Here is a 24,375-nt window from a genome sequence, read left to right as displayed (position 1 = left end):
TTATTGCCACGAAATCGATTTGAAGTGCCACCCAGGCCACGACGACCAGGGCGAGAAGCAGCACGGCCCACCACCATGGGCTTCTGTCGACCTGCTCCATCATACCCTCCCCAGGGCAAAGCCCTTGGCGATGTAGTTGCGCACAAACCAGATGACGAGCGCGCCGGGAATCAGCGTCAGCACGCCGGCTGCGGCGAGCAGCCCCCAATCCATGCCGGCGGCCGAAACGGTGCGGGTCATGGTCGCGGCGATCGGCTTGGCATCGGTTGTCGTTAGCGTACGGGCGATCAAGAGCTCCACCCACGAGAACATGAAGCAGAAGAAGCACGCCACGCCGATGCCGCTCGCAATCAGCGGCATGAAGATCTTGATGAAGAAGCGTGGGAACGAATAGCCGTCAATATAGGCGGTCTCGTCGATCTCCTTGGGTACGCCCGACATGAAGCCTTCGAGGATCCACACCGCCAGCGGCACGTTGAACAGGCAATGCGCCAGAGCCACGGCGATGTGGGTGTCGATAAGGCCGAAGGCCGAATAAAGCTGGAAGAATGGCAGCGCGAACACCGCCGGCGGCGCCATACGGTTGGTCAGCAGCCAGAAGAACAGATGCTTGTCGCCGAGGAAGCGATAGCGCGAAAAGGCATAGGCAGCAGGCAGTGCCGCAGCCACCGAAATCACCATGTTCATAACCACATAGGTGATCGAGTTGATGTAGCCAGAGTACCAGGACGCGTCGGTGAAGATGGTGCGGTAATTCGCCAATGTCGGTGCGTGCGGGTAGAGCGTCAGCGACGAGACGATCTCGCCATTGGTCTTGAAGCTCATATTGATGAGCCAGTAGATCGGCAAAAGCAGAACGATGATGTAGAGCGTCGGCACGATCCACCACCAGCGCGACTCCTCGCCGCGACGGCGCATCAGCCGTGCGATCTCGTCCTGCCGTAGCGGGCTGGCGAGCCCTTCCGAAGCTGTCGTCTCGCTCACCCTATCGGCTCTCTCTTCGGTGCGGCTCATCTCAACGCTCCGCGTCGTAATTGGTCATCACGGTGTAGAACACCCATGACAACAACAGGACGATAAGGAAGTAGACCAGCGACATCGCCGCCGCCGGGCCGAGGTCGAACTGGCCGAGCGCAGTCTTGACGAGATCGATCGAAAGAAAGGTCGTCGAGTTGCCGGGTCCGCCGCCGGTCACCACGAACGGTTCGGTGTAGATCATGAAGCTATCCATAAAGCGCAGCAGCACGGCGATCAGCAGCACGCGGTTCATCTTCGGCAGCTGGATGTAACGGAACACCGCCCAGCGCGAGGCACCGTCGATCTTGGCTGCCTGATAAAAGGCATCCGGGATCGAGACCAGGCCGGCATAGCAGAGCAGAACGACGAGGCTGGTCCAATGCCAGACGTCCATGATGATGACCGTGACCCAGGCGTCATATGGGTCTTGCACATAATTATAGTCGATGCCGAGCGCGTTGACGTAATAGCCGAGCAGGCCAATGTCGTTGCGCCCGAACACCTGCCAGATGGTGCCGACGACGTTCCACGGGATCAGCAGCGGCAACGCCATCAAAACAAGGCAAACAGGCACGCCCCAACCCTTCTTCGGCATATTGAGCGCAATGAAGATGCCGAGCGGCACTTCGATCGCCAGGATGATGAAGGAGAAGACAAGGTTGCGGATCATCGCCTGCCAGAAGCGGCTGGAGGAAAGCAGTTCCTCGAACCATTCCGTGCCGGCCCAGAAGAAGACGTTATTGCCGAAAGTGTCCTGCACCGAATAATTGACGACCGTCATCAGCGGTATGACCGCCGAGAACGCCACCAGCAGCAGCACCGGCAGCACCAGGAACCAGGCTCTGTTGTTCCAGGTCTTTTCCACTTCAGGCCCCCATCTCGACGCGCCAGGAATCGGCATAGATGTTGATGCCGGCCGGGTCGAACCGCACCTTCGGATCAGCCGGAACTGTCTCGTCCTCGCCGATGACGGCGGCGATCTCGCGTCCTTCGAGATTGGCACGGACCACCTTGTGGCGGCCGACGTCCTCGACCTTGCTGACCCGGACGGCCATGCCCTGGCTGCCCAGACGCACATATTCGGGACGGATGCCGAGCTCGATGGCGCCGCCGTCCGCCTTGGGCACGCCCGGCAGTTCGATCTGCTGCGAGCCCAGCTTGGCTGTCTTGCCGTCGATCGCCACCGGCATGACATTCATGCCGGGCGAGCCGATGAAATAGCCGACAAAGGTGTGGCGCGGGCGCTCGAACAGCTCCGCCGGTGTGCCGATCTGCACGATTTCGCCGTCATACATGACGACCACCCTGTCGGCGAAGGTCAAGGCCTCGGTCTGGTCGTGCGTGACGTAGACCATGGTGTAGCCGAAGCGGCGGTGAAGCTGCTTCAACTGCGAGCGCAGCACCCATTTCATATGCGGGTCGATGACGGTCAAAGGCTCGTCGAACAGGATGGCATTGACGTCGGAGCGCACCAGCCCGCGTCCGAGCGAGATTTTCTGCTTCTGGTCGGCGGTCAGTCCGCGCGCCTTTCGTTTGGCCATATCGGCCAGCCCGGTCATCTCCAGCGTCTCGCGCACCTTGCGGTCGACGTCGGCCTCCGGCACGCCGCGATTGCGCAGCGGGAACGCCAGATTGTCGTAGACGGTCATCGTGTCGTAGATCACCGGGAACTGGAAGACCTGGGCAATGTTGCGCTCTTGGGTCGACAGATTGGTCACGTCCCTGCCGTTGAACAGCAGCTGGCCATGCGAGGGATGCAGCAATCCCGAAATGATGTTGAGCAGCGTGGTCTTGCCGCAGCCGGATGGGCCGAGCAGCGCATAAGCGCCGCCATCCTCGAACGTGTGGTGCACTTCCTTCAGCGCGAAATCGGCATCCGTGCGCGGGTTCTGCAGATAGGAGTGGCGGATATGATTGACATCGATGCGCGCCATCGCTTCCTCCTAAGCCGCCAGCTTCGGCGCGGCCATCGCGCGGCCGTGCTCGTCGAAGACCATGATGTGGCGCGGGTCGATGAACACCTCGACCTCCTCGTCCGGCTCGAAGTCGCGAATGCCGTGGGTCAGCATGACCCAGCGCGCATCGGCAAAATCGAGATGGATGAAGCTTTCCGATCCGGTGATCTCAGTGATCGTCACCTTTGCGCGCACCGGCACTGCGGCGGCGTTGGGCCGATCGAGGGACAGATGATGCGGCTGGAAGCCGATCGTATAGATCGCATCGGCGATGCCGAAGAGTTCCGCCGGCACCGGCAATTTCACGCCGCCCTCGAGCAGGAAATCCAGGCCCTTCTTGGCAAGCACGATGGTGTTGAGCGGCGGATCGGCGAAGGTTCTCGCCGTCACCAGATCGACCGGTTTGCGGAACACTTCGATGGTCGGCCCGAACTGGGTGATGCTGCCCTCGGAAAGCGTTGCCGTGTTGCCGCCGAGCAGCAAGGCCTCGTGCGGCTCGGTCGTGGCATAAACAAAGATTGTACCGGCGGCCGCGAAGACTTTCGGCAGTTCCGCGCGTAATTCTTCACGCAGCTTATAGTCGAGATTGGCGAGCGGCTCGTCGAGCAGCACGAGGCTGGCATTCTTGACGATGGCGCGGGCCAGCGCGGTGCGCTGCTGCTGGCCGCCCGACAGACTGAGAGGCGTCCGGTCGAGATAGGGCGTTAGTTTGAGAAGGGCGGCGGCATTGCGCACCTCCCTGTCGATCGTTGCCTGATCCGTGCCGGCCACCCGCAGCGGTGAGGCGATGTTTTCGTAGACCGTCATCGCCGGATAATTGATGAATTGCTGGTAGACCATGGCGACGTTGCGCTTTTGCACCGGCATGCCGGTGACATCCTTGCCATCGAACCAGACCGAGCCCGAGGTCGGCACGTCGAGGCCCGCCATCAGCCGCATCAGGCTGGTCTTGCCGGAGAGCGTCGGCCCGAGCAGGACGTTGAGCGAGCCGTGCTGAAGCGTCAGCGAGACGTCGCGGATATGTTCCGCCGCACCCACCGTCTTCGTCACGTTTCTCAGTTCAAGCATGATGCCTCCTCCCAGGCTTTCTGCATCAGTCGGCCGTTCCTATTCGGCAGCCGCTACGTGCTGCCGGCTTATTCCGCGCATGAACTCGTCGAGCACTGCCGCCTGCTCACGGCTGAGACGCAGGCCGCGCTTGGTCCGGCGCCACAATACATCCTCGGCAGTCATCGCCCATTCGTTTTCGACGAGGTAGCGCACCTCGGCTTCGTAGAGATCGGCGCCGAAGTTACGGCCAAGATCGACGTTCGACTTGGCGAGGCCCAGCAGCTTCCTTGCGCGGGTGCCGTAAAGCCGGGTCAACCGGCGGGCCAGCCGGGCGTCGAGGAACGGGTACGCCGTTTTCAGTTTCGCCACCTCGGCATCGAAGCCGGTGACGGGAAAGTCACCGCCGGGCAGCGGCGCGTTTGCCGTCCATGGTTTGCCGCGCTTGCCGAGAAAACCCTCGATCTTCTCGAGCATCGATTCCGACAATCGGCGGTAGGTCGTGATCTTGCCGCCAAAGGCGTTGACGATCGGGGCGGCACCCTCGCCTCCATCGGCCTTCAGCACATAGTCTCGGGTGGCTTCCTGCGCCTTTGAGGCGCCATCGTCGTAGAGCGGTCGCACCGCGGAATAGGTCCAGACGATATCCGACGGCTTGACCGGCTGCGCGAAATATTCGCTTGCCGCAGCGCAGAGATAGTCGATCTCGGCGTCATTGATCCTGACGTTGTGCGGATCGCCGGGATAGTCACGATCGGTCGTGCCGATGAGCGTGAATTCGTCCTCGTAAGGGATGGCGAAAATGATGCGCCCGTCCTTGTTCTGAAAGAAATAGGCGCGTGGGTCGTCGAATTTCTTGCCCACGACGATATGGCTGCCTTGTACGAGGCGGACATTGTGCACGTCGTTCAAGCCGACGGTGGCCGACAGCACCTGATCGACCCACGGGCCGGCGGCATTGACCAGCAGCCGCGCCTTGACCTCCTCGGTATCGCCGGTCCGCACATTTTCAAGCCTGACCGTCCAGAGATTGCCTTCGCGGCGTGCGCTGACGACCTTTGTTCGGGTTCGAATGGTTGCGCCGCGCTCGGCAGCGTCGCGGGCGTTCAACACAACCAGCCGGGCATCGTTGACCCAACCGTCCGAATATTCGAACGCCTTTCGAAACAGCGGCTTCAGCGGCTTGCCGGCCGGATCCTTGGCCATGTCCAGCGTTTTCGTCGGCGGCAGCAATTTGCGCCCGCCAATATGGTCGTAGAGGAAAAGCCCGAGCCGGATCAGCCAGGCCGGACGCAGTCCCTTGGCGTATGGCAGCACGAAGCGCATCGGCCAGATGATGTGCGGCGCGTTCCTCCACAGGACCTCGCGTTCCATCAGCGCTTCGCGCACCAGACGGAATTCGTAGAATTCGAGATAGCGCAAGCCGCCGTGGATCAGTTTGGTCGAGCCGGAAGAGGTCCCGCTGGCCAGATCGTTCATCTCGGCAAGAAAAACCGAAAAGCCACGTCCAACGGCATCGCGGGCGATGCCGCAGCCATTGATGCCGCCACCGATGACGAAAATGTCATGAATCGGTGATGCGCTCAAAGAATCCTCCCTCGATTTCGCATTGCAGCATTTTTGGGTTCTTGCGAAACCGTAGAGGGATTATTTCGAAATGATAACGAATGTCAAACGAAATATGATGGGCGGAAGATGCCGCTACGGCATCTCTAGGAGAGCGACGTTTCGATCAGCTGAACTTCTGCCTCCTGGCAGATCTTACGCACCGACGGGATGTCGCAACGATCGGTGATAAAGGTGTTGACCTGCGACAGATGGCCGATGCGGACGGGCGCGGTGCGCTCGAATTTGGTCTGGTCCGACACCAGGATCACATGTCGGGCGTTGGCGATGATCGCCTGAGCCACCTTCACCTCGCGAAAATCGAAGTCGAGCAGTGCGCCGTCATGGTCGATGGCCGAGGCGCCGATCACCGCAAAATCGACCTTGAACTGCCTGATGAAATCGACCGCTGCCTCGCCGACCACACCGCCGTCGGAACCGCGCACGACACCGCCGGCGATCACGACCTCGATCGAAGGATATATGCGCATCCTGTTGGCAACATTGATGTTATTGGTGATGACCATCAGGCCGCTGTGATCGAGCAGCGACTTGCTGACAGCTTCCGTCGTTGTCCCGATATTGATGAACAGAGACGCGTTGTCGGGGATCAGCCGGGCTGCTGCGCGGCCGATCGCCTCCTTCTCCTCGGCGGCGATCTTGCGCCGAGCCTCATATTCCATGTTCTCGATGCCGGAGGGGAACAATGCCCCGCCATGGATGCGGGACAAAAGCCGCTGGTCGCAGAGATCGTTGAGATCCTTGCGGATCGTCTGCGGCGTCACGTTGAAATGCGTCGCCAGCTCCTCGACCAGTACGCGGCCATGGTCCTTGGCCATCTGGATGATTTCGGAATGACGCGGCGACAGATACATCTAGCAACCTCTCATTTTCGTTTCTCTCGTCTATAGCTGAAAACGAAAGCCATGAACAGGTATGGGCCCGGCTAATGAAAATCGGGCGACTGCAGAGAGAAAAGCTCCGGCGCAATCTCGACGAGGGTATCAACTCAGCCCCCGCGCGATCTCAGTGATGACCTCGAAAGCAGTATCGACGTCCGCCGCAGTCGTTTCGAACTGCCCGACCTGAAAGCGGATCGCCACCTGCCCGTCCACCCGGGTCTGCGTCAGGTAAATGCGGCCGTCATCGTTGATCGCGTTGACCAGCCGCAAATTGTGCTCGTCAAGGCCGATTCCCGCAGCCGCGAGATGGCGGAATGAGAATAGCGACAGCATCGGTTCCGTGACGATCTCGAAATCCGGTTCCCGAGCCAGCCGCGCGGCGAGGCTCTCGCTCCAGGCGACATGGTTGCGGATCATGTTCCGCAGATTTTCCAAGCCATGCGCACGCAGCAGGAACCAAAGTTTCAGCGCGCGGAACCTCCGTCCGAGCGGCACCGACCATTCGGAGTAGTTGATGACCCCGTCGCGGCCATGCGTTTTCAGGAATTCGGGCTTGATCGCCAGCGTGCGGACCAGGTCTTTCGGCTGGCGGATGAACTGCATCGAGCAATCGAACTGTGCCCCCAACCATTTATGCGGGTTGAAGACGATGGAATCGGCATTTTCGGCGCCGGTCCAGAAATGCCGGAACTCGGGGCAGATCATGGCGGAGCCGGCCCATGCGGCATCGACATGCAGGTAGAGCCCGTGCCGCTTCGCCACCTCGGCAACAGCCGCCACGTTGTCGGTGCCGCCGGTACTTGTGCCGCCGACGCTGGCGATGATGCCCGCCGGCAGCATGCCGTTTTCGCGGTCGGTAACGATCGCGGCTTCCAGAGCCGTCGTCTGCATGGCGCGGAAGCGTCCGGCGACCGGAATGCGCACGAGGTTCGCCTCGCCGATGCCCGACACCCAGATCGCCCGGTCGATAGAAGTATGGACTTGGTCGGAAGAATAGATCCGCACGACCGGCTGCCCTTGCAAGCCGTTCTTGTTGCCTTGCCAGTCGAGCGCGCGCTCGCGCATGGTCAGCACGGCGGCAAGCGTCGCCGATGAAGCCGAATCCTGCATGACGCCGGAAAATCCCTCCGGCAAACCAAGCGCCTGCCGCATCCAATCGACGACCCGCGTCTCGAGCTCGGTTGCCGCCGGCGAGGTCTGCCAGAGCATGCATTGCGCGGCCATCGCGGAAACCAGATACTCGGCCACGACGGAGACCGGCGCCGCATTGGCCGGGAAATAGGCGAAGAAACGCGGATGCTGCCAGTGCGTCATGCCCGGCAATATCTTTTGTTCGAAATCGGCGAAGATTGCCTGCATCGTTTCGCCGTCTTCCGGCGGCGCGGCATCGATGCTTTTGAAGATTTCGCCCGGCTCGACAAGCGGCCGCACCGGTCTTTCGCGAAGGCTGTTTCTGTAGTCGACGCCCCATTCAGCCGCTCGCAGCGACCACTCGCGGAATTCGTTGCTATTCATCTTCTTCGCCTCCGTGGCGCCTCATCGAGCCGCGGTCAAAGAGCACGAAAAACGAAGGTTTTCATTCGGGAAAATCAGGCAGACTGGCAAAGGCGGTCTTCAGCGCGTTCGACCAGCTATCCGAGATCGTACGATAATATTGATCGTCCTGGTTTATTCGCTTTTTGAGGCCGACCTTGAAAGTGTCCTTTTCATAGAACAGCAGGTCGAGTGGCAGGCCGACCGACAGGTTCGACTTCAGCGTCGAGTCGAACGACACCAGCAGCAACTTCACCGTCTCGGCGAAACTCATCGTCCTTTCATAAGCGCGGATAATGATCGGCTTGCCGTATTTGGTCTCACCGATCTGGAAGAACGGCGTGTCGTCGGTGGATTCGATGAAATTGCCTTCCGGATAGATCATGAACAGGCGCGGCGGGCTGCCCTTGATCTGACCGCCAAGGATGAAGGAGGCGTTGAAGTAGGAGTCCGCCTTTTCGCCAGCCGGCGACGAACTGGCGATGACCTCCTTGACGGTGTCTCCGACCAACCGGACTGTCTGGTACATGGAGGGCGTTTCGAGCAACGTGGCACGGCGCTCCGCCACTGCCTTGGTGCGTTCGTCGAGCAGGCTGACCACGGCCTGCGTCGTCGCCAGATTGCCGGCCGACATCAAAACGATGACGCGCTCGCCCGGCTCTTCCCAGACATGCATCTTCCTGAAGGTCGAGATCGAATCCATGCCGGCGTTGGTGCGCGTGTCCGACATGAACACGAGCCCGCGATCGATCTTCAGGCCGACGCAATAGGTCATCGAATCTCTTTGGCAACAATCTTGCCGGGGATTACTGCTCCACGGTGACGGTGACCGCAAGCTGTTCTTCCGCCTGTCCCAGCCGAATTCCAGATACCGGCATGGCGTCGCGATAATCGCGGCCGGTCGCCACCTTCACATAACGCTCGTCCGGAGAAATGCCGTTGGCGACATCGAAGGCGACCCAGCCGAGGCCCGAGACATGCGCCTCGGCCCAGGCGTGGCTTGCCACCTGCTCGATGGCCGCATCCATCATCAGGTAGCCGCTGATATAGCGGGCCGGAAAATCCATGGCACGCGCCGCGGCAACGAAGATGTGGCTGTGGTCCTGGCAAACGCCGGTCTTGAGCGCCAGGGCCTCTTCGGCCGGCGTCGTCACGTTGGTGGTGTCCGGCGTATAAGCGACGCGCTCGCCGATCACCGCCATCAACCGGTGCAGCCTTTCGATGTCGGTACCCTTGCCGACCGAGGCAGCAAGCTCGCGAATGCCGCTGCCGATCGTCGTCAGCGGCGTTTCCTGGCCGAACAGCCAGAGCGGCGCGAAACCCTGGTGCGGTCCGCAGACGCCAGCGGTGTCGCGCGTCACCACTTCGCCGGCTGCTTCGACGGTGATGAAGTCGCGCTCGCCCTCGACGCTCAACAGCCGGGTATCATTGCCGAAATGGTCGGTGAAGCGCACTTCCTCGCGTGCGCCTTCGATCTTCAGCGCCCAGGACAGTACCGTCTGAGTGCGCCCGTTCACCGGGAGCAGCCGCAAACGCTGCAACAGATACTGCACCGGCGCATCGTAGCGGTATTCGGTTCGGTGGGTGATCTTCAGCCGCATCGCTCTCGTCCCTGGAGCATGAGCTTTTCCGAAAACCGATCTCCGCCTTTTTGGATCATGCTCAATAGAACCTGTAATCCTGCGCGATCTCGTCGCCGAGCCTGGTGTTGTCGCGGATGAAATTGGCTAGGAATTCGTGCAGGCCGGCGTCGAAAATATCCTTGATCGACCCGGCCGTCAGCATGGCCTGGGTCTTGGCAGCCGTCGCATGACAGGCGTGGCGCTCCCCATAGTCGTCACCCAGGAATTTGAGATGCTCCGTCAGGAAGCGGTAGCAAAAGGTCAGTGAGCGCGGCATGCGGACGTTGAGGATCAGATAATCGGCGATGTTGCTCGGCTTGTAGTCGGCATCATAGACCCAGCGATAGGAACGGTGCGCCGACACCGAGCGCAGGATCGATTCCCACTGGTAGTTGTCGAGCGTCGAGCCGACCCAGGAGATCGACGGCAACAGAACGTAGTATTTCACATCCAGGATGCGCGCGGTGTTGTCGGCGCGTTCGACATAAGTGCCGAGCTGCGAAAAATCGAAAATCTCGTTGCGCAGCATCGTGCCGTAGAACGAGCCGCGGATCAGCGCCGTCTCGCGCTTGATTGCGTCGAGCGCGTTGGGCAGGTCGCGCTCGTCGATCGGCTTGGCCAGCATCCGCTTCAGCGACATCCAGGCTTCGTTGATGCTTTCCCAGGTTTCACGCGTCAGTGCGGTACGCACCATGCGGGCATTGTTACGGGCCGTTTCGATAGACGACATCGTGCTCGACGGGTTCGATGTGTCGCGCAGCAGATAGTCGGCGACATTGGCGGCGGTGTAGTCGGAATATTTCTGCGTGAAGCTGGCATCCGAACCGGCGCTGAGCAGCACCGAATTCCACTCCTCCGAAGCGTTCTGAGTACGAGTCAGCGCCATGCGCAGGCCGGCATCCACCAATCGCGCCATGTTTTCCGCCCGCTCGATGTAGCGGTTCATCCAGTAGAGCCCGTTGGCGGTGCGGCCGAGAAGCATGTCAGGCGGTCCTGTGGTGAATAGTGAAAGGTGAATGGTGAATGGTGACTATCCAGATTCCAGGGCACGATTCCGCGCGCTTCACTTCAGGGCATTTCACCAACATCAACGACCCATATCCTTATCTATTCACTATTCACTATTCACTATTCACCATTCACTATTCACTACTTCCACTCTAATCATCTAACACCCACGTATCCTTCGTGCCCCCGCCTTGCGAGGAATTGACGACCAGCGAGCCTTCCTTGAGCGCTACTCGGGTCAGCCCGCCGGGCACGATCTGGATACGGTCGGAAACCAGCACATAGGGGCGCAGATCGACATGGCGCGGCGCCAGCCCCTTGTCCGTCAGGATCGGGCAGGTCGACAGCGCCAGCGTCGGCTGGGCGATGTAGTTCGACGGTTTTGCCGCGAGCTTTTTGGAAAACTCTTCGCATTCCTTCTTGGTCGCCGCCGGACCGACCAGCATGCCGTAACCGCCGGAGCCGTGGACTTCCTTGATAACCAATTCATCGATGTGCTCGAGCACGTATTTCAGGCTGTCCGGCTCCGAGCAGCGCCAGGTCGGGATGTTGCCGAGCATCGCCTTGCGGCCGGTATAGAATTCGACGATTTCGGGCATGTAGGAATAAATCGCCTTGTCGTCGGCGATGCCGGTTCCCGGCGCATTGGCGATCGTGATGTTGCCGGCGCGGTAGACGTCCATAATGCCCGGCACGCCAAGTGCCGAGTCGGGGCGGAAGGTCAGCGGATCGAGGAACGAGTCGTCGACACGACGGTAAAGCACGTCGATCTGCTTGTAGCCCTCGGTGGTGCGCATCGCGACATGGCCATCGACGACGCGCAGATCCTGCCCTTCGACAAGCTGCACGCCCATCTGGTCGGCAAGGAAAGCATGTTCGAAATACGCCGAGTTGAAGCTGCCCGGCGTCAGCACGGCAATGGTCGGCGCGCCCTTGGTGCTTTGCGGCCGCACTGCCGCCAGCGACTGGCGCAAGAGCTGCGGGTAATTCTCAACCGGCCGCACCTTGATCTGCTGGAACAGCTCGGGAAAGAGCTGCATCATCGTCTCGCGGTTCTCCAGCATGTAGGAGACGCCGGACGGCGTGCGCGCGTTGTCCTCCAGCACGTAGAACTCGTTCTCGCTGATGCGTACGATGTCGACGCCGATGATGTGGGTATAGACGCCGGCCGGCGGCCGCACCCCGATCATCTCGGGCAGGAACGCCTCATTCTTGGCGATCAACTCCTTCGGCACCCGGCCGGCGCGCAAGATCTCCTGGCGATGGTAGATGTCGTCGAGAAAGGCGTTCAGCGCCTGGACGCGCTGCTCGATGCCTTGCGTCAGCCGTCGCCATTCATTGCCCGAAATGATGCGCGGAACGATATCGAAGGGTATCAGCCGCTCCGATGCTTCCTGCTCGCCGTAGACGGCGAAAGTGATGCCTGTCTTGCGAAAGACGCGTTCGGCGTCCTGCATCTTCTCGGTAAGTCTGGCCGGGTCCTGTTCCTTCAGCCAGCGATCGTAAGCCGAATACGGTTTTCTCAGCCCGGAAACTTCCGGAAGCATTTCATCGAACGCTGCCAATCGCATACTCCCCTGTGGCGCCATTTCACTGGCCTCGCTGGAGAAAATCAAGCGCAATCGGTGATTTGTTGGGCGCCGGCGATCAGTATATCGCACTTGCCTAAAATTAAGGCAGCACCAATAGGGCCTTGATCAGGCTTTGCCTGGTGTCCGGGCAGATGCCGGATGCGGATCAAAACGCGCGAAAGGTGACGACCGTGAACGTGTCCTTGATACCGGGAAGAATCTGCACTTTCTCGTTGACGAAGTGGCCGATGTCTTCCTCGTCGTCGACATAGAATTTGGCGAGCAGGTCGTAGTTTCCGGCTGTCGAGTAGATTTCCGAAGCAATCTCGGCATCGGCCAGGGCGCTGGCAACGTCGTAGGCCTTGCCCAGATCGCACTTTATCTGCACGAAAAATGCCTTCATTGCCTGGTCCTGCTCACATCGCACGCTCTAGGTATAATCGAGCGGCCCTTGTGGCAGACTGCCGTTCGCCTTTCAAGCATCGGCAATCGCTCAGGCTGTTCTCGCCTCGACAATGCGTCTCGGTCTGGACACGGACTGCCACGCCGAATGTTTGCGCTCGGCTGAAACCCTGAAGCACTGCAAAGCGTATGGTATCATGTACCTTCAGGCAGCGATTTCTCAGGGACAACGGAGACAGGCCATGCGCCGCGCGTTTTTCGCATTCGCAGTCGTTCCATTCATTTTCGCATCCCAGGCCTTTGCTGGCGACGCCGAAGTCAAAGCGGCGCAGACGGTCATCGATGGGCAGTTGAGGGCCTTCATCGCCAATGACGGAATGACGGCCTACAGCTTTGCCGCACCGAATGTGAAGCGCATCTTTCCGACCGTCGATACCTTCATGAACATGGTGACCAACGGCTATCCGCCGGTGCGCCAGCCGCAGACCTACTCCTTCGGCAAGGTTCGCGAGACGAGCCCGACCTCGATCATCCAGCAAGTGCTGATCGTCGGCCCGGATGGCAAGGACTACGAGGCGGTCTACACGCTAGAACTACAGCCTGACGGCAGCTTTCGGATCACCGGCTGCAGCCTGCGTGCGTCCACGTCGCTCAGCACCTAAAGGGGTGTTTCAATCCTGTCGCCGGTAGAGCGTCCAGCTCAGGCCTGAAAACCCCCAATGCCTCGACGCATCGGCCCGTTCATAGGCCAGAGCGCATGCGGCCGTCGGTTCGACATGTTCGGCTTGTTTGTCCACGTCCCCCTCGAGGACCAGCCAGGCGGGCCGTTCGGTGCACATCCCGTCGTCTGGAACCAGCAATGCCCGACGATCCATTCGCGCCGCAAAATAGTCGACGACAATGGGGGTGCGGAAATTGCCGTCGCTGGCATAGGTGGTTGCGCCGTTCCTGGTCATTTCATCGACGATAGCGGCGTAGGAGCCGCGTCCATATTGATAGAACTGAAGCAGCGACGAAATGCTTCCACCCACCACGATCACCAGCGCTCCCATCGCAAGCAGCCTGGCAGTCCCGCGAGCATCCAGGCCGCGGCCAATCATCTCGCCGGCCCAGAGCAGCAGCAATGTTCCGCTGATGATGAAATAGCGCGGGAACTCAAGGTTGGGCAGATGCGCCTCCGCCATGAGCAAAGGCAGTCCGATAATCCCGATGGCATAAAGGCTGGCTCTTCGACCGCGCCAGACACCGGCGGAGAGGCCGACAAGACCGCAGGCGGCAACGATATAGGGCCCGTCGCCGAACCAGGGTGGCAGCGCGAACAGAGAGCGGATCATCCCGCCATAGCCCTGCGCGAAGGCGGCAATCGAGAACGGCGAAACACCACCGACACTGAAGCCGAACAGCCTGCCGCCGACAAACACGCCGACAGCCAGCGGCAACACGGCAAGCAAGCCCGGCAGGAAGATCGACGCCAGGTCCGCAACGACACGGCCGACCTTCGCCGTACGCTGCCAGGCGAGCCAGGCGGTCCATATTGCGAGGACCGCCACCATTCCGATCATGGTGAGGTGGCACAGGAAGCCGAAAAGGATCGCCGCTGCCAGGGCCACGCCAGACCACCGTCTACTGTCGAGCCGGCGCTCCAGAAAAACGACCGACAGCAGCGTGAACAGCACAAGGCCGGCATAGCCGCGCGCCTCCGAGCCGTAATGGATCATTGGGTAGCTCACGGCAAACAACAGGCTTGTGGCAATCATCGCCTGTCGTCCGCGCGATAAGGCGCTCGTTGCCGCCGCACCGATCGTGGCAACACCTAATGCTATCGACAGACCTCGCTGGATCAGCGGCGAAACATCGGGGCCAATGAGATAGAGATAGACCGAGTTGAGGAAATGATTGTTGTCGTGATTGACGCGCCAGAATATCTGGTCGATCGAGGTCAGCGGCTCGATCAGCGCAAAGCTCCAGATCTCGTCCAGCCAAAGGTCGCCGCGCGCGCCAAGTAAGCGCAAGACCAGGCCGGTCACTGCGATCGCCAGAATGGCAAGCAACGACCCAGCCGTCCATCGCTGAACCGCGATGGGGGTCGAAGGCGAAAGCTCGGCGATGCCGTTCGTCCGCACCGTCGTGCCAGGAACTGAAACTTGCCCCGAAACGAACAGGTTCTTGATCCTCGCCTGATGTCGTCCGGCAATGCTTATTAGGCAGTCGTTTCAAAACAGTTCATGGCAGGGGCAACTCCTCCCTGGAGCCGGATTCCTGGCGAGCATGCCTATCGGACGGCGAGGTCACCGTTTGCCCATTGCTGCGTGATGATCTCGGCTTGTTCGGCGAACCTGCCAGCCTCGATCGCTTCACGAATGTCGCGCATCAGCTGCTGGTAATAGGACAGATTGTTCCAGGTCAGGAGCATCGCCCCAAGCGCCTCTTGCGAGCGCACCAGATGGTGCAAATAGGCCCGCGAATAGTCGCGTGCGGCCGGGCAGTCGCTTTCCTCGTCGAGCGGACGCGGATCGTCGGCATGGCGGGCGTTGCGCAGATTGACCTTGCCGCGCCGTGTGTATGCAAGGCCGTGGCGCCCTGCCCGCGTCGGCATCACGCAGTCGAACATGTCGATGCCGCGCGCAACCGACTTCAAGATGTCGTCCGGGGTGCCGACGCCCATCAGGTAGCGCGGCCGGTCAGCCGGCAGCTCCGGGCAAGTGATGTCGAGCATCTCCAGCATCACCGCTTGCGGCTCGCCGACAGCCAGCCCGCCGATCGCATAGCCCTTCAGCTCCATTGCCTTCAGCGCCTGCGCCGAGCGCAGCCGCAGATCCGGCACGTCGCCGCCTTGCACAATGCCGAACATCGCCTTGCCGGGCTGCTCGCCGAATGCCGTCTTGCAACGCTCGGCCCAGCGCAACGACAACTCCATGGCACGCTCGATCTCGTTCTGCTTGGCCGGCAGCGCCGTGCATTCGTCGAGCTGCATCTGGATGTCGGAATCGAGCAGCCCCTGGATCTCTATCGAACGCTCCGGCGACATCTCGTAGGCGCCGCCGTCGATATGCGAACGGAAGGTAACGCCGTTCTCGGTCAGTTTCCGCAGCTTCGACAGCGACATCACCTGGAAGCCGCCGCTGTCGGTCAGGATTGGATGCTGCCAGCGGGCGAATTCATGCAGGCCGCCGAGCCGCGCCACGCGCTCGGCGCCGGGTCTCAGCATCAGGTGGTAGGTGTTGCCGAGGATAATGTCCGAGCCGACGCCGCGCACCTGATCCATATACATGGCCTTCACCGTGCCGCCGGTACCGACCGGCATGAAGGCAGGCGTGCGGATTTCCCCGCGCGGCATGGTGATTGCACCACGCCGCGCCCTGCCGTCGGTCGCCAGCACCTTGAAGGTGAATGCGTCAGTCATTGAATTCCCTAGCCATCGAACTCCTTGTCGAATACCGGCGCGTCCGGGGCCTGCTTGTCGAGTGATTGCCGGTAGCGGATGCAGCCGCGCATGAATTTCGGCCACGGCGGCACGGCAATCGCCGGCTCGGTCTTTTCGGGCAAAAGCGACCAGAGGTCGGGATGATGCCAGCACAGATCATGGCCGGTGGCGTCGCGGTGTTGGCGGATTCCGGCGCGCAGTTTCCTGACCTCGGCGATCAAGGCTTCGCGGCCGAAGGTTTCCAGGTCATCGTCCATCGGTATCCTCCCTGAACAGAAGACTTGCGTCTCCATAGGAATAAAACCTGTAGCGGTTCTCGATCGCATGCGCATAGGCCGCGCGCATCGTCTGCAAACCGCAGAAGGCCGAAACCAGCATGAACAGCGTCGAACGCGGCAGATGGAAATTGGTCATCAGCATGTCTGCGGTCTTGAAGCGATAGCCGGGCGTGATGAAGATGTCGGTCGGGCCTGACCATGCTGCCAGCCTGCCGTCCTCGCCAGCCGCGCTCTCCAACAAGCGCAGCGATGTCGTGCCGACGGCGATAATGCGCCCTCCTTTTGCTTTCGCCGCATTCAGCGCCGCGGCGGTTTCCGGGCTGACCGAACCGGTTTCGGCGTGCATCTTGTGGTCGGCGGTGTCGTCCGCCTTCACCGGCAGGAACGTGCCGGCGCCGACATGCAGCGTGACGAAACGGCGCTCTATGCCCTTGGCGTCGAGCGTCGCAAACAGCTCCGGCGTGAAATGCAGCCCTGCCGTCGGCGCGGCCACGGCGCCCTCCTCCTTGGCATAAATGGTCTGGTAATCGCTGCGGTCGCGTTCGTCGTCGTCACGCTTGGAAGCGATGTAGGGCGGCAGCGGGATGTGGCCGACGGCATGCAGCGCCTCGTCGAGGAACGGACCTGACAGGTCGAAGCCGAGCAGCACCTCGCCACCTTCTCCCTTCTCGACAACTGTCGCGTCGAGCTGGCCGAGAAAGCAGGAATTGGCGTCATGACCGAAATGGATGCGATCGCCGGCGGCGATGCGCTTGCCCGGACGCATGAAGGCGAGCCACCGGTCGGGCGCCATCCGCATATGCAGCGTGGCTTCGACCTGCGCTGCTGCTTCGCCGCGCCGCCTGATGCCTTTCAGCTGCGCCGGAATGACCTTGGTGTCGTTGAAGACCAGCACATCACCGGCCTTGAGCAGGGCCGGCAGGTCGCGCACCGTCCGGTCTTCGAGCCCCTCACCCGGCCTGACCACCAGCATCCTGGCACTGTCGCGCGGCTCGGCTGGGCGAAGCGCGACGCGCTCCTCCGGCAGATCGAAGTCGAAAAGATCGACGCGCAAGAAATCCCCGCCTCAAGGTTCCGGGCAGGTCACCGCCCAGGCGCCGACACTGTCTATGCTCAGCGTACCGCCCATTGCGAAGCTGGACTGCTCGCTGGCCTTGACCAGCCGCAATCTGGCGACGATCGAGCTGAGGCCCTCATCAGTGAGATCGATCAGCATGCGCTCGTCGTCTTCGAATGCCTGTCCAACGATGACTTTCGTTGAGCCTGCCTGTCCGTCCGTGGTCCATGTCTTGCCGCCGGCATCCAGCCACACACGCGCGACCGCAATGACGGCCGTGTGTCCCATCAAAACATCAATCGATGCCGCGCCGCCGTCGGCGCTGCAGACGATCGATTCCGTCGCCAGCGCCGGGGTGGCCGCCGCGACGAGCACAAATGCGATGGCCGCGACAGCCCGGCCGGTCATTTCACGTCGGCCGCGACCTTGAGCGACACGATCTTGTCAGGATCCTGCACCGGTTCGCCGCGCTTGATCTTGTCGACGTTGTCCATGCCTTCGATGACCTGGCCCCATACCGTGTACTGGCGGTTGAGGAAGGCGGCATCGTCGAAGCAGATGAAGAACTGCGAATTGGCCGAGTTCGGGTTCTGCGAGCGCGCCATCGAGCAGGTGCCGCGGCCGTGGTTGGCGTTGGAGAACTCGGCCTTCAGATCGGGCTTGTCGGAACCGCCAGTGCCGGCGCGCGATGGCGCGAAAGACGGCTTGTTGGAATTGCCGAACTTCACGTCGCCGGTCTGCGCCATGAAGCCGTCGATGACGCGGTGGAAGACCACGCCGTCATAGGCGCCTTCGCGTACCAGTTCCTTGATACGGCCGACATGGCCGGGCGCCAGATCTGGAAACAATTCGATGACGACCTTGCCCTTGGTCGTGTCCATGATAAGCGCGTTCTCGCGGTCCTTGATTTCGGCCATGTCAGAAATATCCTTTTGAACAATTGGGGTTACTTGCCGTCCGCGGCGATGCGCACCTTGATCATGCGATCGGGGTCGGTCACCGTCCCGTTCTGCGCCTCGTCGCCTTTCTTGATGTGGTCCACCAGCTCCATGCCGCTGACGACATTGCCAACGATGGTGTACTGGCCATCGAGCGGCGGTGCCGGCGCGAACATGATGAAGAATTGCGAATTGGCGGAATTCGGATCGTCGGAGCGGGCCATGCCGACCACGCCGCGCTGGTAGTGCTCGGTGCTGGAGAATTCGGCCGGCAGGTCAGGAAGATCGGAGCCGCCGGTGCCGACAGCGTCGGCATTGAAGCCGCTCTTCATGTTGCCGAACTTGACGTCGCCGGTCTGCGCCATGAAGCCGTCGATGACGCGGTGAAAGGCGACGTTGTCGTAGGCGCCCTGGCGCACCAGCTTTTTGATCTGCGCGACGTGCTTCGGCGCAAGGTCGGGCCTCAGCGCGATGGTCACGTCGCCGTCCTTCAGCGTTACGATCATGGAGTTTTCCGGATCGGCGGCAAAGGCCGACACGGATGCGGTCACAAGACCGGCAAGCACGGCAAGCAAGAAGGCAAGCTTTTTCAGCTGCATGGGATCTTTCTCCGAATATCTTCGTTCATGCATGTCGTTACCCAAAGCCGGGTTCCACTTTTGGGTGACATGCATTTATTTCGCGAATTTGGCGGTGAGCGCGCCGGCCACGGCCGCCGGCACGAAGGGGCGGATGTCGCCTCCCATCGAAGCTATCTGGCGCACAAGTGTGGCGGTAATGGTGCGCACTGAAGGGCTGGCGGGCAGGAACACGGTCTGCAGCTCCGGCGCCATGGTCTCGTTCATGCCGGCCATCTGCATCTCATAGTCAAGATCGGTGCCGTCGCGCAGGCCGCGGATGATGATCGAGGCGCCATGCTTCCTGGCCGCATCGATCACCAACCCGTCGAAGGCGACTACTTTGATACGCGCACCGTCGCTGCCGAATTCCGCCTTCGCGGCCGTTTCGATCAGGCCAACCCGTTCCTCGAAGGAAAACAACGGCTTCTTGCCGGGATGGATGCCGATCGCCGCATAGATTGTATCCGCCACGGCCAGCGACGCCTTCAGCACGTCGAGATGGCCGTTGGTCAGCGGGTCGAAAGAGCCGGCATAAAGGGCGATGCGTTCGGTCATGGCAGGTGCTTCTAGCGAGCCTCTCCCCTAAAGGCAAATCCGATCGCCAGCCCGCCCCGTGAACCTTTTGGCCGACGTGAACGACAGATGAATGTGCCGCTCACAACAGCTTCACGCAGTGTTCACTAAGTTGCCGCTGCAGAAGATGAAACCAAACACCCATCGAATCGTTGTTAGGCGCAGGAGAACATGCACATGCTGATCTACATCCTCGCCACCGCAATGACCGTCGCCATGCTGATCGCTACCGTATTCGGGTTGCATCAGGAAGCACAGCGCGTCCGCGCCAAGGCCAATACCAAGCGGTTCGAACGCTTCGGCAACCGCAAGCCTTATCGCCACTTCTAGATTGCTGGGGTGTCTTCACACGCCGGCCCATAGGGCTGGCGCCGTCGTGGCAAACTCACTCGACGGTAGTATCAGGCTCACCACCTTCGGCATCGGTGGAAGCGCCACCTTCAGCATCGACACTCTCTTCGATCTCCTCGTCGGCTTGCGGTTCTGAAATCCGCTCCACCGAAACGACCTTCTCGCCCTCTGCGGTATTGAAGATAGTAACGCCCTTGGTGGCGCGGCTGGCGAAACGAATGCCGTTGACCGGGACGCGGATGACGGTGCCGCCATCCGAAACCAGCATGATCTGATCGTCATTGCCGACCGGGAAGGTCGCCACCAGGCGGCCGATTTCGGCCGTTTTCGAGACGTCGGTGGCGCGAATACCCTTGCCACCACGGCCAGTCAGGCGGAAATCGTAGGACGATGAACGCTTGCCGTAGCCATATTCCGTCACCGTCAACACGAACTGCTCGTGCGCCTTGAGGAACTCATAGCGGTCGTCGGAAAGCTCCGCCTCTTCGCCGACCTCTTCATTGGTGAGCTGGATTTCTTCCTCCTCGCCGGCCGCGATGTCAGCAGCGAGCCGGCGTTCGGCCACCACCCGCTTGAGGTAGGCGGCACGTTCCGCCGGCGGCGCATCGACATGCTCGATCACCGCCATCGAGATCACCCGGTCGCCATCGGCCATCGCAATGCCGCGCACGCCGACCGAATTGCGGCTCTGGAAGACGCGTACGTCGCTGACCGGAAAGCGGATGCACTGGCCGGAACTTGCCGTCAAAAGCACGTCATCATTGTCGGTGCAGGTCTCGACGCCGAGGATCTCGTCGCCCTCCTCGTCCAGCTTCATGGCGATCTTGCCGTTGCGGTTGACCTGGACGAAGTCCGACAGCTTGTTGCGACGCACGGTGCCGCGCGTGGTGGCAAACATGACGTCGAGCTCGCCCCAACTCGTCTCATCCTCCGGCAGCGGCATGATCGTGGTGATGCGCTCGCCCTGTTCGAGCGGCAGCATATTGATCAGCGCCTTGCCGCGCGATTGCGGGTTGCCGATCGGCAGGCGCCAGACCTTTTCCTTGTAGACGATGCCGCGCGAGGAGAAGAACAGCACCGGCGTGTGCGTGTTGGCGACGAACAGCCGGGTGACGAAATCCTCTTCCTTGGTCGACATGCCGGAGCGGCCCTTGCCGCCGCGGCGCTGCGCCCGGTAGAGCGATAGCGGCACGCGCTTGATGTAGCCGGAATGGCTGACCGTGACGACCATGTCCTCGCGCTGGATCAGGTCCTCGTCTTCCATGTCCGCCCCGCCCTCGGCGAGCTCGGTACGGCGCGGCGTGCCGAACTCGTCGCGCACGGCGATGAGCTCGTCCTTGACGATCTGCTGGACGCGGGCGCGGGACGAGAGGATGTCCAGGTAGTCCTTGATCTCGTCGCCGATCGTGTTCAGCTCGTCGGCGATCTCGTCGCGGCCGAGCGCGGTCAGGCGCTGCAGGCGCAATTCGAGGATGGCGCGCGCCTGCTCCTCGGAGAGATTGTAGGTGCCATCCTCGTTGATGCGATGGCGCGGGTCGTCGATCAGAAGAATCAGCGATTCCACGTCGCCCGAAGGCCAGCGCCGCTCCATCAACTGCTCGCGCGCCGTCTGCGGGTCCGGAGCGCTGCGGATCAGCTTGATGACTTCATCGATGTTGGCAACAGCGATGGCAAGGCCGACCAGCACATGGGCGCGGTCGCGCGCCTTGCGCAGCAGGAATTTTGTGCGCCGGCTGATCACCTCCTCACGGAAGGCGACGAACGCCTTCAGCATGTCGGTCAGAGTCAGCAATTCCGGCTTGCCGCCGTTCAGTGCCACCATGTTGGCACCGAAGGACGTCTGCAGCGGGGTGAAGCGGTAAAGCTGGTTGAGAATGACATCGGCGACGGCGTCGCGCTTCAGTTCGATGACGACGCGATAACCCTGGCGGTCGCTCTCGTCGCGAATGTCGGAAATGCCCTCGATGCGCTTGTCGCGCACCAGCTCGGCCATCTTCTCGATCATCGACGCCTTGTTCACCTGATAGGGAACCTCGGTGATGACGATCGATTCACGATCGTTGCCGCGCGCCTCGACGTTGACGCGGCCGCGCATGACGATGGAGCCGCGGCCGGTCGAATAGGCGCTGTAGATGCCGGAACGGCCAAGCACGATGCCGCCCGTCGGGAAATCCGGTCCCGGAATGATCTCCATCAGCGCCGGAAGGTCGATCGCCGGATTATCGATGAGGGCAATGGCGCCGTTGCAGACCTCGCCCAGATTGTGCGGCGGGATGTTGGTGGCCATGCCGACGGCGATACCGCCGGAGCCGTTGACCAATAGGTTCGGGAAGCGCGCCGGCAGGACTTTCGGTTCGCTGCCGGACGCATCGTAAGTGTCCTGGAAATCGACTGTGTCCTTGTCGATGTCTTCCAGCAACTCATGCGCGACCTTGGTCAGCCGCGATTCCGTGTAGCGCATCGCCGCCGGCGGATCGCCGTCGATCGAGCCGAAATTGCCCTGCCCGTCGATCAGCGGCACGCGCAGCGACCAATCCTGCGCCATGCGCACCAAAGCGTCGTAGATCGAGGCGTCGCCATGCGGATGGTATTTACCCATCACGTCGGCGACCGGGCGTGCCGATTTCACATATTTGCGGTTCCAGTGATAGCCGCTCTCATAGGCGGCGTAGAGAATGCGGCGATGCACCGGCTTGAGGCCATCGCGCACGTCCGGCAGTGCGCGGCTGACGATCACGCTCATGGCGTAATCGAGATAGGAGCGCTGCATCTCCTCGATGATGGATATCGGCTCGATGCCGGTGGGGCCGCCGTCGGCGCCGCGCGGTGTCTTTTGGTCGGTCAAATCGGATCACAATCTAATCAGGAATCACTTGGTGCTTATATAGGAAGCCAGCCTGAAACTCCAACAATCGCGGCAGTTTTCCAGTGTGGTTTTTAGCGGCAAATTCAAAAGGATAAACCAATTGCGACGATATGGCCGTGCACCCTTTCACGGGCGTCGCCGGCGGGCGCGATAAGTACCCGGCGCCTCGCCCATCAGCCGCCGGAAACGGCGATTGAAGGTTGATAGATCGTTGAATCCCGCCGAAAAGGCAATCGCCGAAATCGTCTGATCCGACGTCCGCAGCCGCACGGCTGCCCTGTGCAGCCGCGCTCTCAGCAGGAATTGGTAGGGCGTCATACCGGCAACGTGCCGGAAGGTGCGCAGGAAATGGTAAGGGCTGGTGGCGGTCTCGTCGGCGAGTTCGGCAAGCGAGATCGGCCGGTCGGCATCGACTTCGATGCGCCGCACCGCTTCGGCGACACGCTTCTGGTCACGGCGGCTCGGCGTCCGTCCCCGATCCGTAGCGCTGCAAGCCGCTGTTACCGCGGCACCGGCAATGCGCAGGGCGAGTTCCTCGAACGCGCCGGCGTCGGCCATCTCGCGCGCCGCCTCCGCTTCGGCAAGCAGCGGCACCAGCGCCGGCAAGGGCGGCAGGCGCGGCGTGCCGAAATCGAGCGTCTTCGCGCCCGGCACGTCGGCGACGATCCGCTCCATATAGGCCGGTCCGAAATGGAAGGAGAGGCAACGGTCGCCGGCGCCATGCTCGTGGCCGCATTCGTAGCATGTGCCGGGATTGCCGAGCAGGAGCGCGCCCGGCGCCAGCATCGCCGTGCCCTCGCGCGCACGATAGCGGAAGGTGCCGTTGGTTACGGCGGCAACGCAGAAATCCCGATGCTCCTCCTCGAATGGCCTGTCGGCGGCGCTGGCGGTGCAGATGACATCCGACACCTGCCAGCCTCGGCCCGACGCCAGCCTGTGCGCGCTCGTCGTCATCGCCGAAACATAGCAACTTTTCCCAAGCACAGAACCCCTGTCGGCCTCTATGCTTGCCGGTCTCCTGACAAGATGAGAGCGAAGCCATGTCCAATTCCTTTGCCAAGGCCCTGCACAGCGATGGGCCCGTACCGGCCCTTGCCGAGAAACTGAATCTTTATGGCCGCTTCGTCGGCGCCTGGACGTTCGACGCCACGCGCCATCTCGAGGACGGTCAGGTGCTGACCGGGCGCGGCGAAGTGCATTTCGGCTGGGCGCTCGAAGGCCGCGCGATCCAGGACGTATGGATCCTACCTGCCCGTGACGCCGGCCCCTCGCCCTCGCTCGGCAAATGGACCTTCTATGGCACAACGTTGCGCGTCTACGATCCCGGCGTTGACGCCTGGCACATCTTCTGGAGCGATCCGCGCAATCAGTACTACAGCCGCCAGCTCGGCCGTGCCGAGGGCGACACCATCATCCAGCAAGGCGCAGACGGCACCGGATCTGCTGTGCGCTGGAGCTTTTCGCGCATCACCGAAAATTCGTTCCGCTGGCTGGGCGAACGCTCACAGGACGACGGCGCCACCTGGCGTCTCGAAGTCGAGTTTCTGGCGCGCCGGGCCGTCAGCCCCTGATCCGCACGGTTTCCACTGGCTCCGCTTTGCTCTAC

The 24,375-nt window shown here is 61.5% G+C and carries 25 protein-coding genes; 3 read left to right on the top strand and 22 right to left on the bottom strand.

The window, feature by feature from the left end; translation table 11 throughout:
* Positions 1-99: 99 nt before the first annotated feature.
* The 12 genes from X773_RS44990 to X773_RS44935 all read right to left on the bottom strand — a co-directional run bounded on the left by X773_RS44990 (position 100) and on the right by X773_RS44935 (position 12,663).
* The gene (locus X773_RS44990) at positions 100-1,014 is read right to left on the bottom strand and encodes a carbohydrate ABC transporter permease (RefSeq protein ID WP_023674894.1); all 915 of its coding nucleotides are present in this window, start codon (positions 1,012-1,014) and stop codon (positions 100-102) included.
* Position 1,015: 1 nt separating this feature from the next.
* Positions 1,016-1,882: a sugar ABC transporter permease gene (locus tag X773_RS44985; protein WP_023674893.1), complete on the bottom strand. Its 867-nt coding sequence runs from the start codon at positions 1,880-1,882 to the stop codon at positions 1,016-1,018.
* 1 nt (position 1,883) lies between these two features.
* Positions 1,884-2,951, bottom strand: a complete 1,068-nt coding sequence (locus tag X773_RS44980) for an ABC transporter ATP-binding protein (RefSeq protein WP_023674892.1) — start codon at positions 2,949-2,951, stop codon at positions 1,884-1,886.
* Positions 2,952-2,960: 9 nt separating this feature from the next.
* Positions 2,961-4,040, bottom strand: a complete 1,080-nt coding sequence (locus X773_RS44975; protein WP_023674891.1) for an ABC transporter ATP-binding protein — start codon at positions 4,038-4,040, stop codon at positions 2,961-2,963.
* Positions 4,041-4,079: 39 nt separating this feature from the next.
* Positions 4,080-5,606: a glycerol-3-phosphate dehydrogenase gene (gene glpD, locus X773_RS44970; RefSeq protein WP_023674890.1), complete on the bottom strand. Its 1,527-nt coding sequence runs from the start codon at positions 5,604-5,606 to the stop codon at positions 4,080-4,082.
* Positions 5,607-5,731: 125 nt separating this feature from the next.
* Positions 5,732-6,499, bottom strand: coding sequence for a DeoR/GlpR family DNA-binding transcription regulator (locus tag X773_RS44965; RefSeq protein WP_023674889.1), 768 nt, complete (start codon positions 6,497-6,499; stop codon positions 5,732-5,734).
* A 129-nt stretch (positions 6,500-6,628) separates the two neighbouring features.
* Complete coding sequence (locus tag X773_RS44960; RefSeq protein WP_023674888.1) at positions 6,629-8,041, bottom strand: pyridoxal-dependent decarboxylase; 1,413 nt, start codon at positions 8,039-8,041, stop codon at positions 6,629-6,631.
* Positions 8,042-8,102: 61 nt separating this feature from the next.
* Complete coding sequence (locus tag X773_RS44955; protein ID WP_023674887.1) at positions 8,103-8,834, bottom strand: peptidase; 732 nt, start codon at positions 8,832-8,834, stop codon at positions 8,103-8,105.
* 31 nt (positions 8,835-8,865) lie between these two features.
* Positions 8,866-9,660 (bottom strand): transglutaminase family protein, encoded by a 795-nt coding sequence (locus X773_RS44950; RefSeq protein WP_023674886.1) that lies wholly within the window; start codon positions 9,658-9,660, stop codon positions 8,866-8,868.
* Positions 9,661-9,721: 61 nt separating this feature from the next.
* A complete protein-coding gene (locus tag X773_RS44945) occupies positions 9,722-10,663 on the bottom strand; it encodes an alpha-E domain-containing protein (protein WP_023674885.1) in 942 nt (313 codons plus the stop codon).
* 178 nt (positions 10,664-10,841) lie between these two features.
* The gene (locus X773_RS44940; RefSeq protein ID WP_023674884.1) at positions 10,842-12,254 is read right to left on the bottom strand and encodes a circularly permuted type 2 ATP-grasp protein; all 1,413 of its coding nucleotides are present in this window, start codon (positions 12,252-12,254) and stop codon (positions 10,842-10,844) included.
* A 172-nt stretch (positions 12,255-12,426) separates the two neighbouring features.
* Entirely contained in the window at positions 12,427-12,663 is a 237-nt protein-coding gene (locus X773_RS44935; protein WP_023674883.1) for an Lrp/AsnC ligand binding domain-containing protein, read from the bottom strand.
* Between the two features lie 241 nt (positions 12,664-12,904).
* Here X773_RS44935 and X773_RS44930 point away from each other — a divergent pair, with 241 nt between their 5' ends.
* Positions 12,905-13,324 (top strand): DUF4864 domain-containing protein, encoded by a 420-nt coding sequence (locus tag X773_RS44930; RefSeq protein ID WP_023674882.1) that lies wholly within the window; start codon positions 12,905-12,907, stop codon positions 13,322-13,324.
* Between the two features lie 9 nt (positions 13,325-13,333).
* Here the strand turns inward: X773_RS44930 and X773_RS44925 are convergent, their stop codons facing one another.
* From X773_RS44925 to coaD, 8 genes are all read right to left on the bottom strand, one after another.
* A complete protein-coding gene (locus X773_RS44925; RefSeq protein WP_156937286.1) occupies positions 13,334-14,713 on the bottom strand; it encodes a hypothetical protein in 1,380 nt (459 codons plus the stop codon).
* Between the two features lie 221 nt (positions 14,714-14,934).
* The gene (gene tgt / locus X773_RS44920; protein ID WP_023674880.1) at positions 14,935-16,065 is read right to left on the bottom strand and encodes a tRNA guanosine(34) transglycosylase Tgt; all 1,131 of its coding nucleotides are present in this window, start codon (positions 16,063-16,065) and stop codon (positions 14,935-14,937) included.
* An 8-nt stretch (positions 16,066-16,073) separates the two neighbouring features.
* Positions 16,074-16,343 (bottom strand): hypothetical protein, encoded by a 270-nt coding sequence (locus X773_RS44915; RefSeq protein ID WP_023674879.1) that lies wholly within the window; start codon positions 16,341-16,343, stop codon positions 16,074-16,076.
* The gene (queA, locus tag X773_RS44910; protein WP_023674878.1) at positions 16,333-17,418 is read right to left on the bottom strand and encodes a tRNA preQ1(34) S-adenosylmethionine ribosyltransferase-isomerase QueA; all 1,086 of its coding nucleotides are present in this window, start codon (positions 17,416-17,418) and stop codon (positions 16,333-16,335) included. The genes X773_RS44915 and queA overlap by 11 nt, the downstream gene beginning before the upstream one ends.
* A gap of 12 nt (positions 17,419-17,430) precedes the next feature.
* Positions 17,431-17,829: a hypothetical protein gene (locus X773_RS44905; protein ID WP_023674877.1), complete on the bottom strand. Its 399-nt coding sequence runs from the start codon at positions 17,827-17,829 to the stop codon at positions 17,431-17,433.
* Entirely contained in the window at positions 17,826-18,338 is a 513-nt protein-coding gene (locus X773_RS44900) for a peptidylprolyl isomerase (protein ID WP_023674876.1), read from the bottom strand. The genes X773_RS44905 and X773_RS44900 overlap by 4 nt, the downstream gene beginning before the upstream one ends.
* A 29-nt stretch (positions 18,339-18,367) precedes the next feature.
* Positions 18,368-18,958: a peptidylprolyl isomerase gene (locus X773_RS44895; protein WP_023674875.1), complete on the bottom strand. Its 591-nt coding sequence runs from the start codon at positions 18,956-18,958 to the stop codon at positions 18,368-18,370.
* Positions 18,959-19,033: 75 nt separating this feature from the next.
* A complete protein-coding gene (gene coaD / locus X773_RS44890; protein WP_023674874.1) occupies positions 19,034-19,534 on the bottom strand; it encodes a pantetheine-phosphate adenylyltransferase in 501 nt (166 codons plus the stop codon).
* A 195-nt stretch (positions 19,535-19,729) separates the two neighbouring features.
* On the opposite strand from coaD, the gene X773_RS74240 reads away from it, so the two are divergent.
* A complete protein-coding gene (locus X773_RS74240) occupies positions 19,730-19,882 on the top strand; it encodes a hypothetical protein (protein WP_023674873.1) in 153 nt (50 codons plus the stop codon).
* 55 nt (positions 19,883-19,937) lie between these two features.
* On the opposite strand, the gene gyrA is transcribed toward X773_RS74240, so the two are convergent.
* Together gyrA and X773_RS44880 are read right to left on the bottom strand one after the other, a co-directional pair.
* A complete protein-coding gene (gene gyrA / locus X773_RS44885) occupies positions 19,938-22,748 on the bottom strand; it encodes a DNA gyrase subunit A (protein ID WP_023674872.1) in 2,811 nt (936 codons plus the stop codon).
* A 147-nt stretch (positions 22,749-22,895) separates the two neighbouring features.
* Positions 22,896-23,723 (bottom strand): AraC family transcriptional regulator, encoded by an 828-nt coding sequence (locus X773_RS44880; protein WP_023674871.1) that lies wholly within the window; start codon positions 23,721-23,723, stop codon positions 22,896-22,898.
* Positions 23,724-23,809: 86 nt separating this feature from the next.
* On the opposite strand from X773_RS44880, the gene X773_RS44875 reads away from it, so the two are divergent.
* Positions 23,810-24,340 carry a hypothetical protein gene (locus X773_RS44875; RefSeq protein ID WP_023674870.1) on the top strand — a complete coding sequence of 177 codons (531 nt, stop codon included), beginning with the start codon at positions 23,810-23,812 and terminating at the stop codon, positions 24,338-24,340.
* Positions 24,341-24,375: the final 35 nt, after the last annotated feature.

It is taken from the genome of Mesorhizobium sp. LSJC280B00, from assembly GCF_000502835.1.
Classification (GTDB): Bacteria; Pseudomonadota; Alphaproteobacteria; order Rhizobiales; family Rhizobiaceae; genus Mesorhizobium.
Note: the sequence above shows the minus strand (reverse complement) of the source record. Positions and strands in the feature narration are given on the sequence as shown.

What these genes read in the sequence shown, in the direction of transcription:
- coaD (WP_023674874.1), bottom strand. Translation starts at nt 19,534, where the DNA reads ATGACCGAACGCATCGCCCTTTATGCCGGCTCTTTCGACCCGCTGACC.
- tgt (WP_023674880.1), bottom strand. Translation starts at nt 16,065, where the DNA reads ATGACTGACGCATTCACCTTCAAGGTGCTGGCGACCGACGGCAGGGCG.
- X773_RS44915 (WP_023674879.1), bottom strand. Translation starts at nt 16,343, where the DNA reads ATGGACGATGACCTGGAAACCTTCGGCCGCGAAGCCTTGATCGCCGAG.
- X773_RS44955 (WP_023674887.1), bottom strand. Translation starts at nt 8,834, where the DNA reads ATGACCTATTGCGTCGGCCTGAAGATCGATCGCGGGCTCGTGTTCATG.
- X773_RS44895 (WP_023674875.1), bottom strand. Translation starts at nt 18,958, where the DNA reads ATGCAGCTGAAAAAGCTTGCCTTCTTGCTTGCCGTGCTTGCCGGTCTT.
- X773_RS44880 (WP_023674871.1), bottom strand. Translation starts at nt 23,723, where the DNA reads ATGACGACGAGCGCGCACAGGCTGGCGTCGGGCCGAGGCTGGCAGGTG.
- X773_RS44875 (WP_023674870.1), top strand. Translation starts at nt 23,810, where the DNA reads ATGTCCAATTCCTTTGCCAAGGCCCTGCACAGCGATGGGCCCGTACCG.
- X773_RS44965 (WP_023674889.1), bottom strand. Translation starts at nt 6,499, where the DNA reads ATGTATCTGTCGCCGCGTCATTCCGAAATCATCCAGATGGCCAAGGAC.
- X773_RS44930 (WP_023674882.1), top strand. Translation starts at nt 12,905, where the DNA reads ATGCGCCGCGCGTTTTTCGCATTCGCAGTCGTTCCATTCATTTTCGCA.
- X773_RS74240 (WP_023674873.1), top strand. Translation starts at nt 19,730, where the DNA reads ATGCTGATCTACATCCTCGCCACCGCAATGACCGTCGCCATGCTGATC.
- X773_RS44945 (WP_023674885.1), bottom strand. Translation starts at nt 10,663, where the DNA reads ATGCTTCTCGGCCGCACCGCCAACGGGCTCTACTGGATGAACCGCTAC.
- X773_RS44980 (WP_023674892.1), bottom strand. Translation starts at nt 2,951, where the DNA reads ATGGCGCGCATCGATGTCAATCATATCCGCCACTCCTATCTGCAGAAC.
- X773_RS44935 (WP_023674883.1), bottom strand. Translation starts at nt 12,663, where the DNA reads ATGAAGGCATTTTTCGTGCAGATAAAGTGCGATCTGGGCAAGGCCTAC.
- X773_RS44990 (WP_023674894.1), bottom strand. Translation starts at nt 1,014, where the DNA reads ATGAGCCGCACCGAAGAGAGAGCCGATAGGGTGAGCGAGACGACAGCT.
- X773_RS44950 (WP_023674886.1), bottom strand. Translation starts at nt 9,660, where the DNA reads ATGCGGCTGAAGATCACCCACCGAACCGAATACCGCTACGATGCGCCG.
- X773_RS44975 (WP_023674891.1), bottom strand. Translation starts at nt 4,040, where the DNA reads ATGCTTGAACTGAGAAACGTGACGAAGACGGTGGGTGCGGCGGAACAT.
- X773_RS44960 (WP_023674888.1), bottom strand. Translation starts at nt 8,041, where the DNA reads ATGAATAGCAACGAATTCCGCGAGTGGTCGCTGCGAGCGGCTGAATGG.
- X773_RS44905 (WP_023674877.1), bottom strand. Translation starts at nt 17,829, where the DNA reads ATGACCGGCCGGGCTGTCGCGGCCATCGCATTTGTGCTCGTCGCGGCG.
- X773_RS44900 (WP_023674876.1), bottom strand. Translation starts at nt 18,338, where the DNA reads ATGGCCGAAATCAAGGACCGCGAGAACGCGCTTATCATGGACACGACC.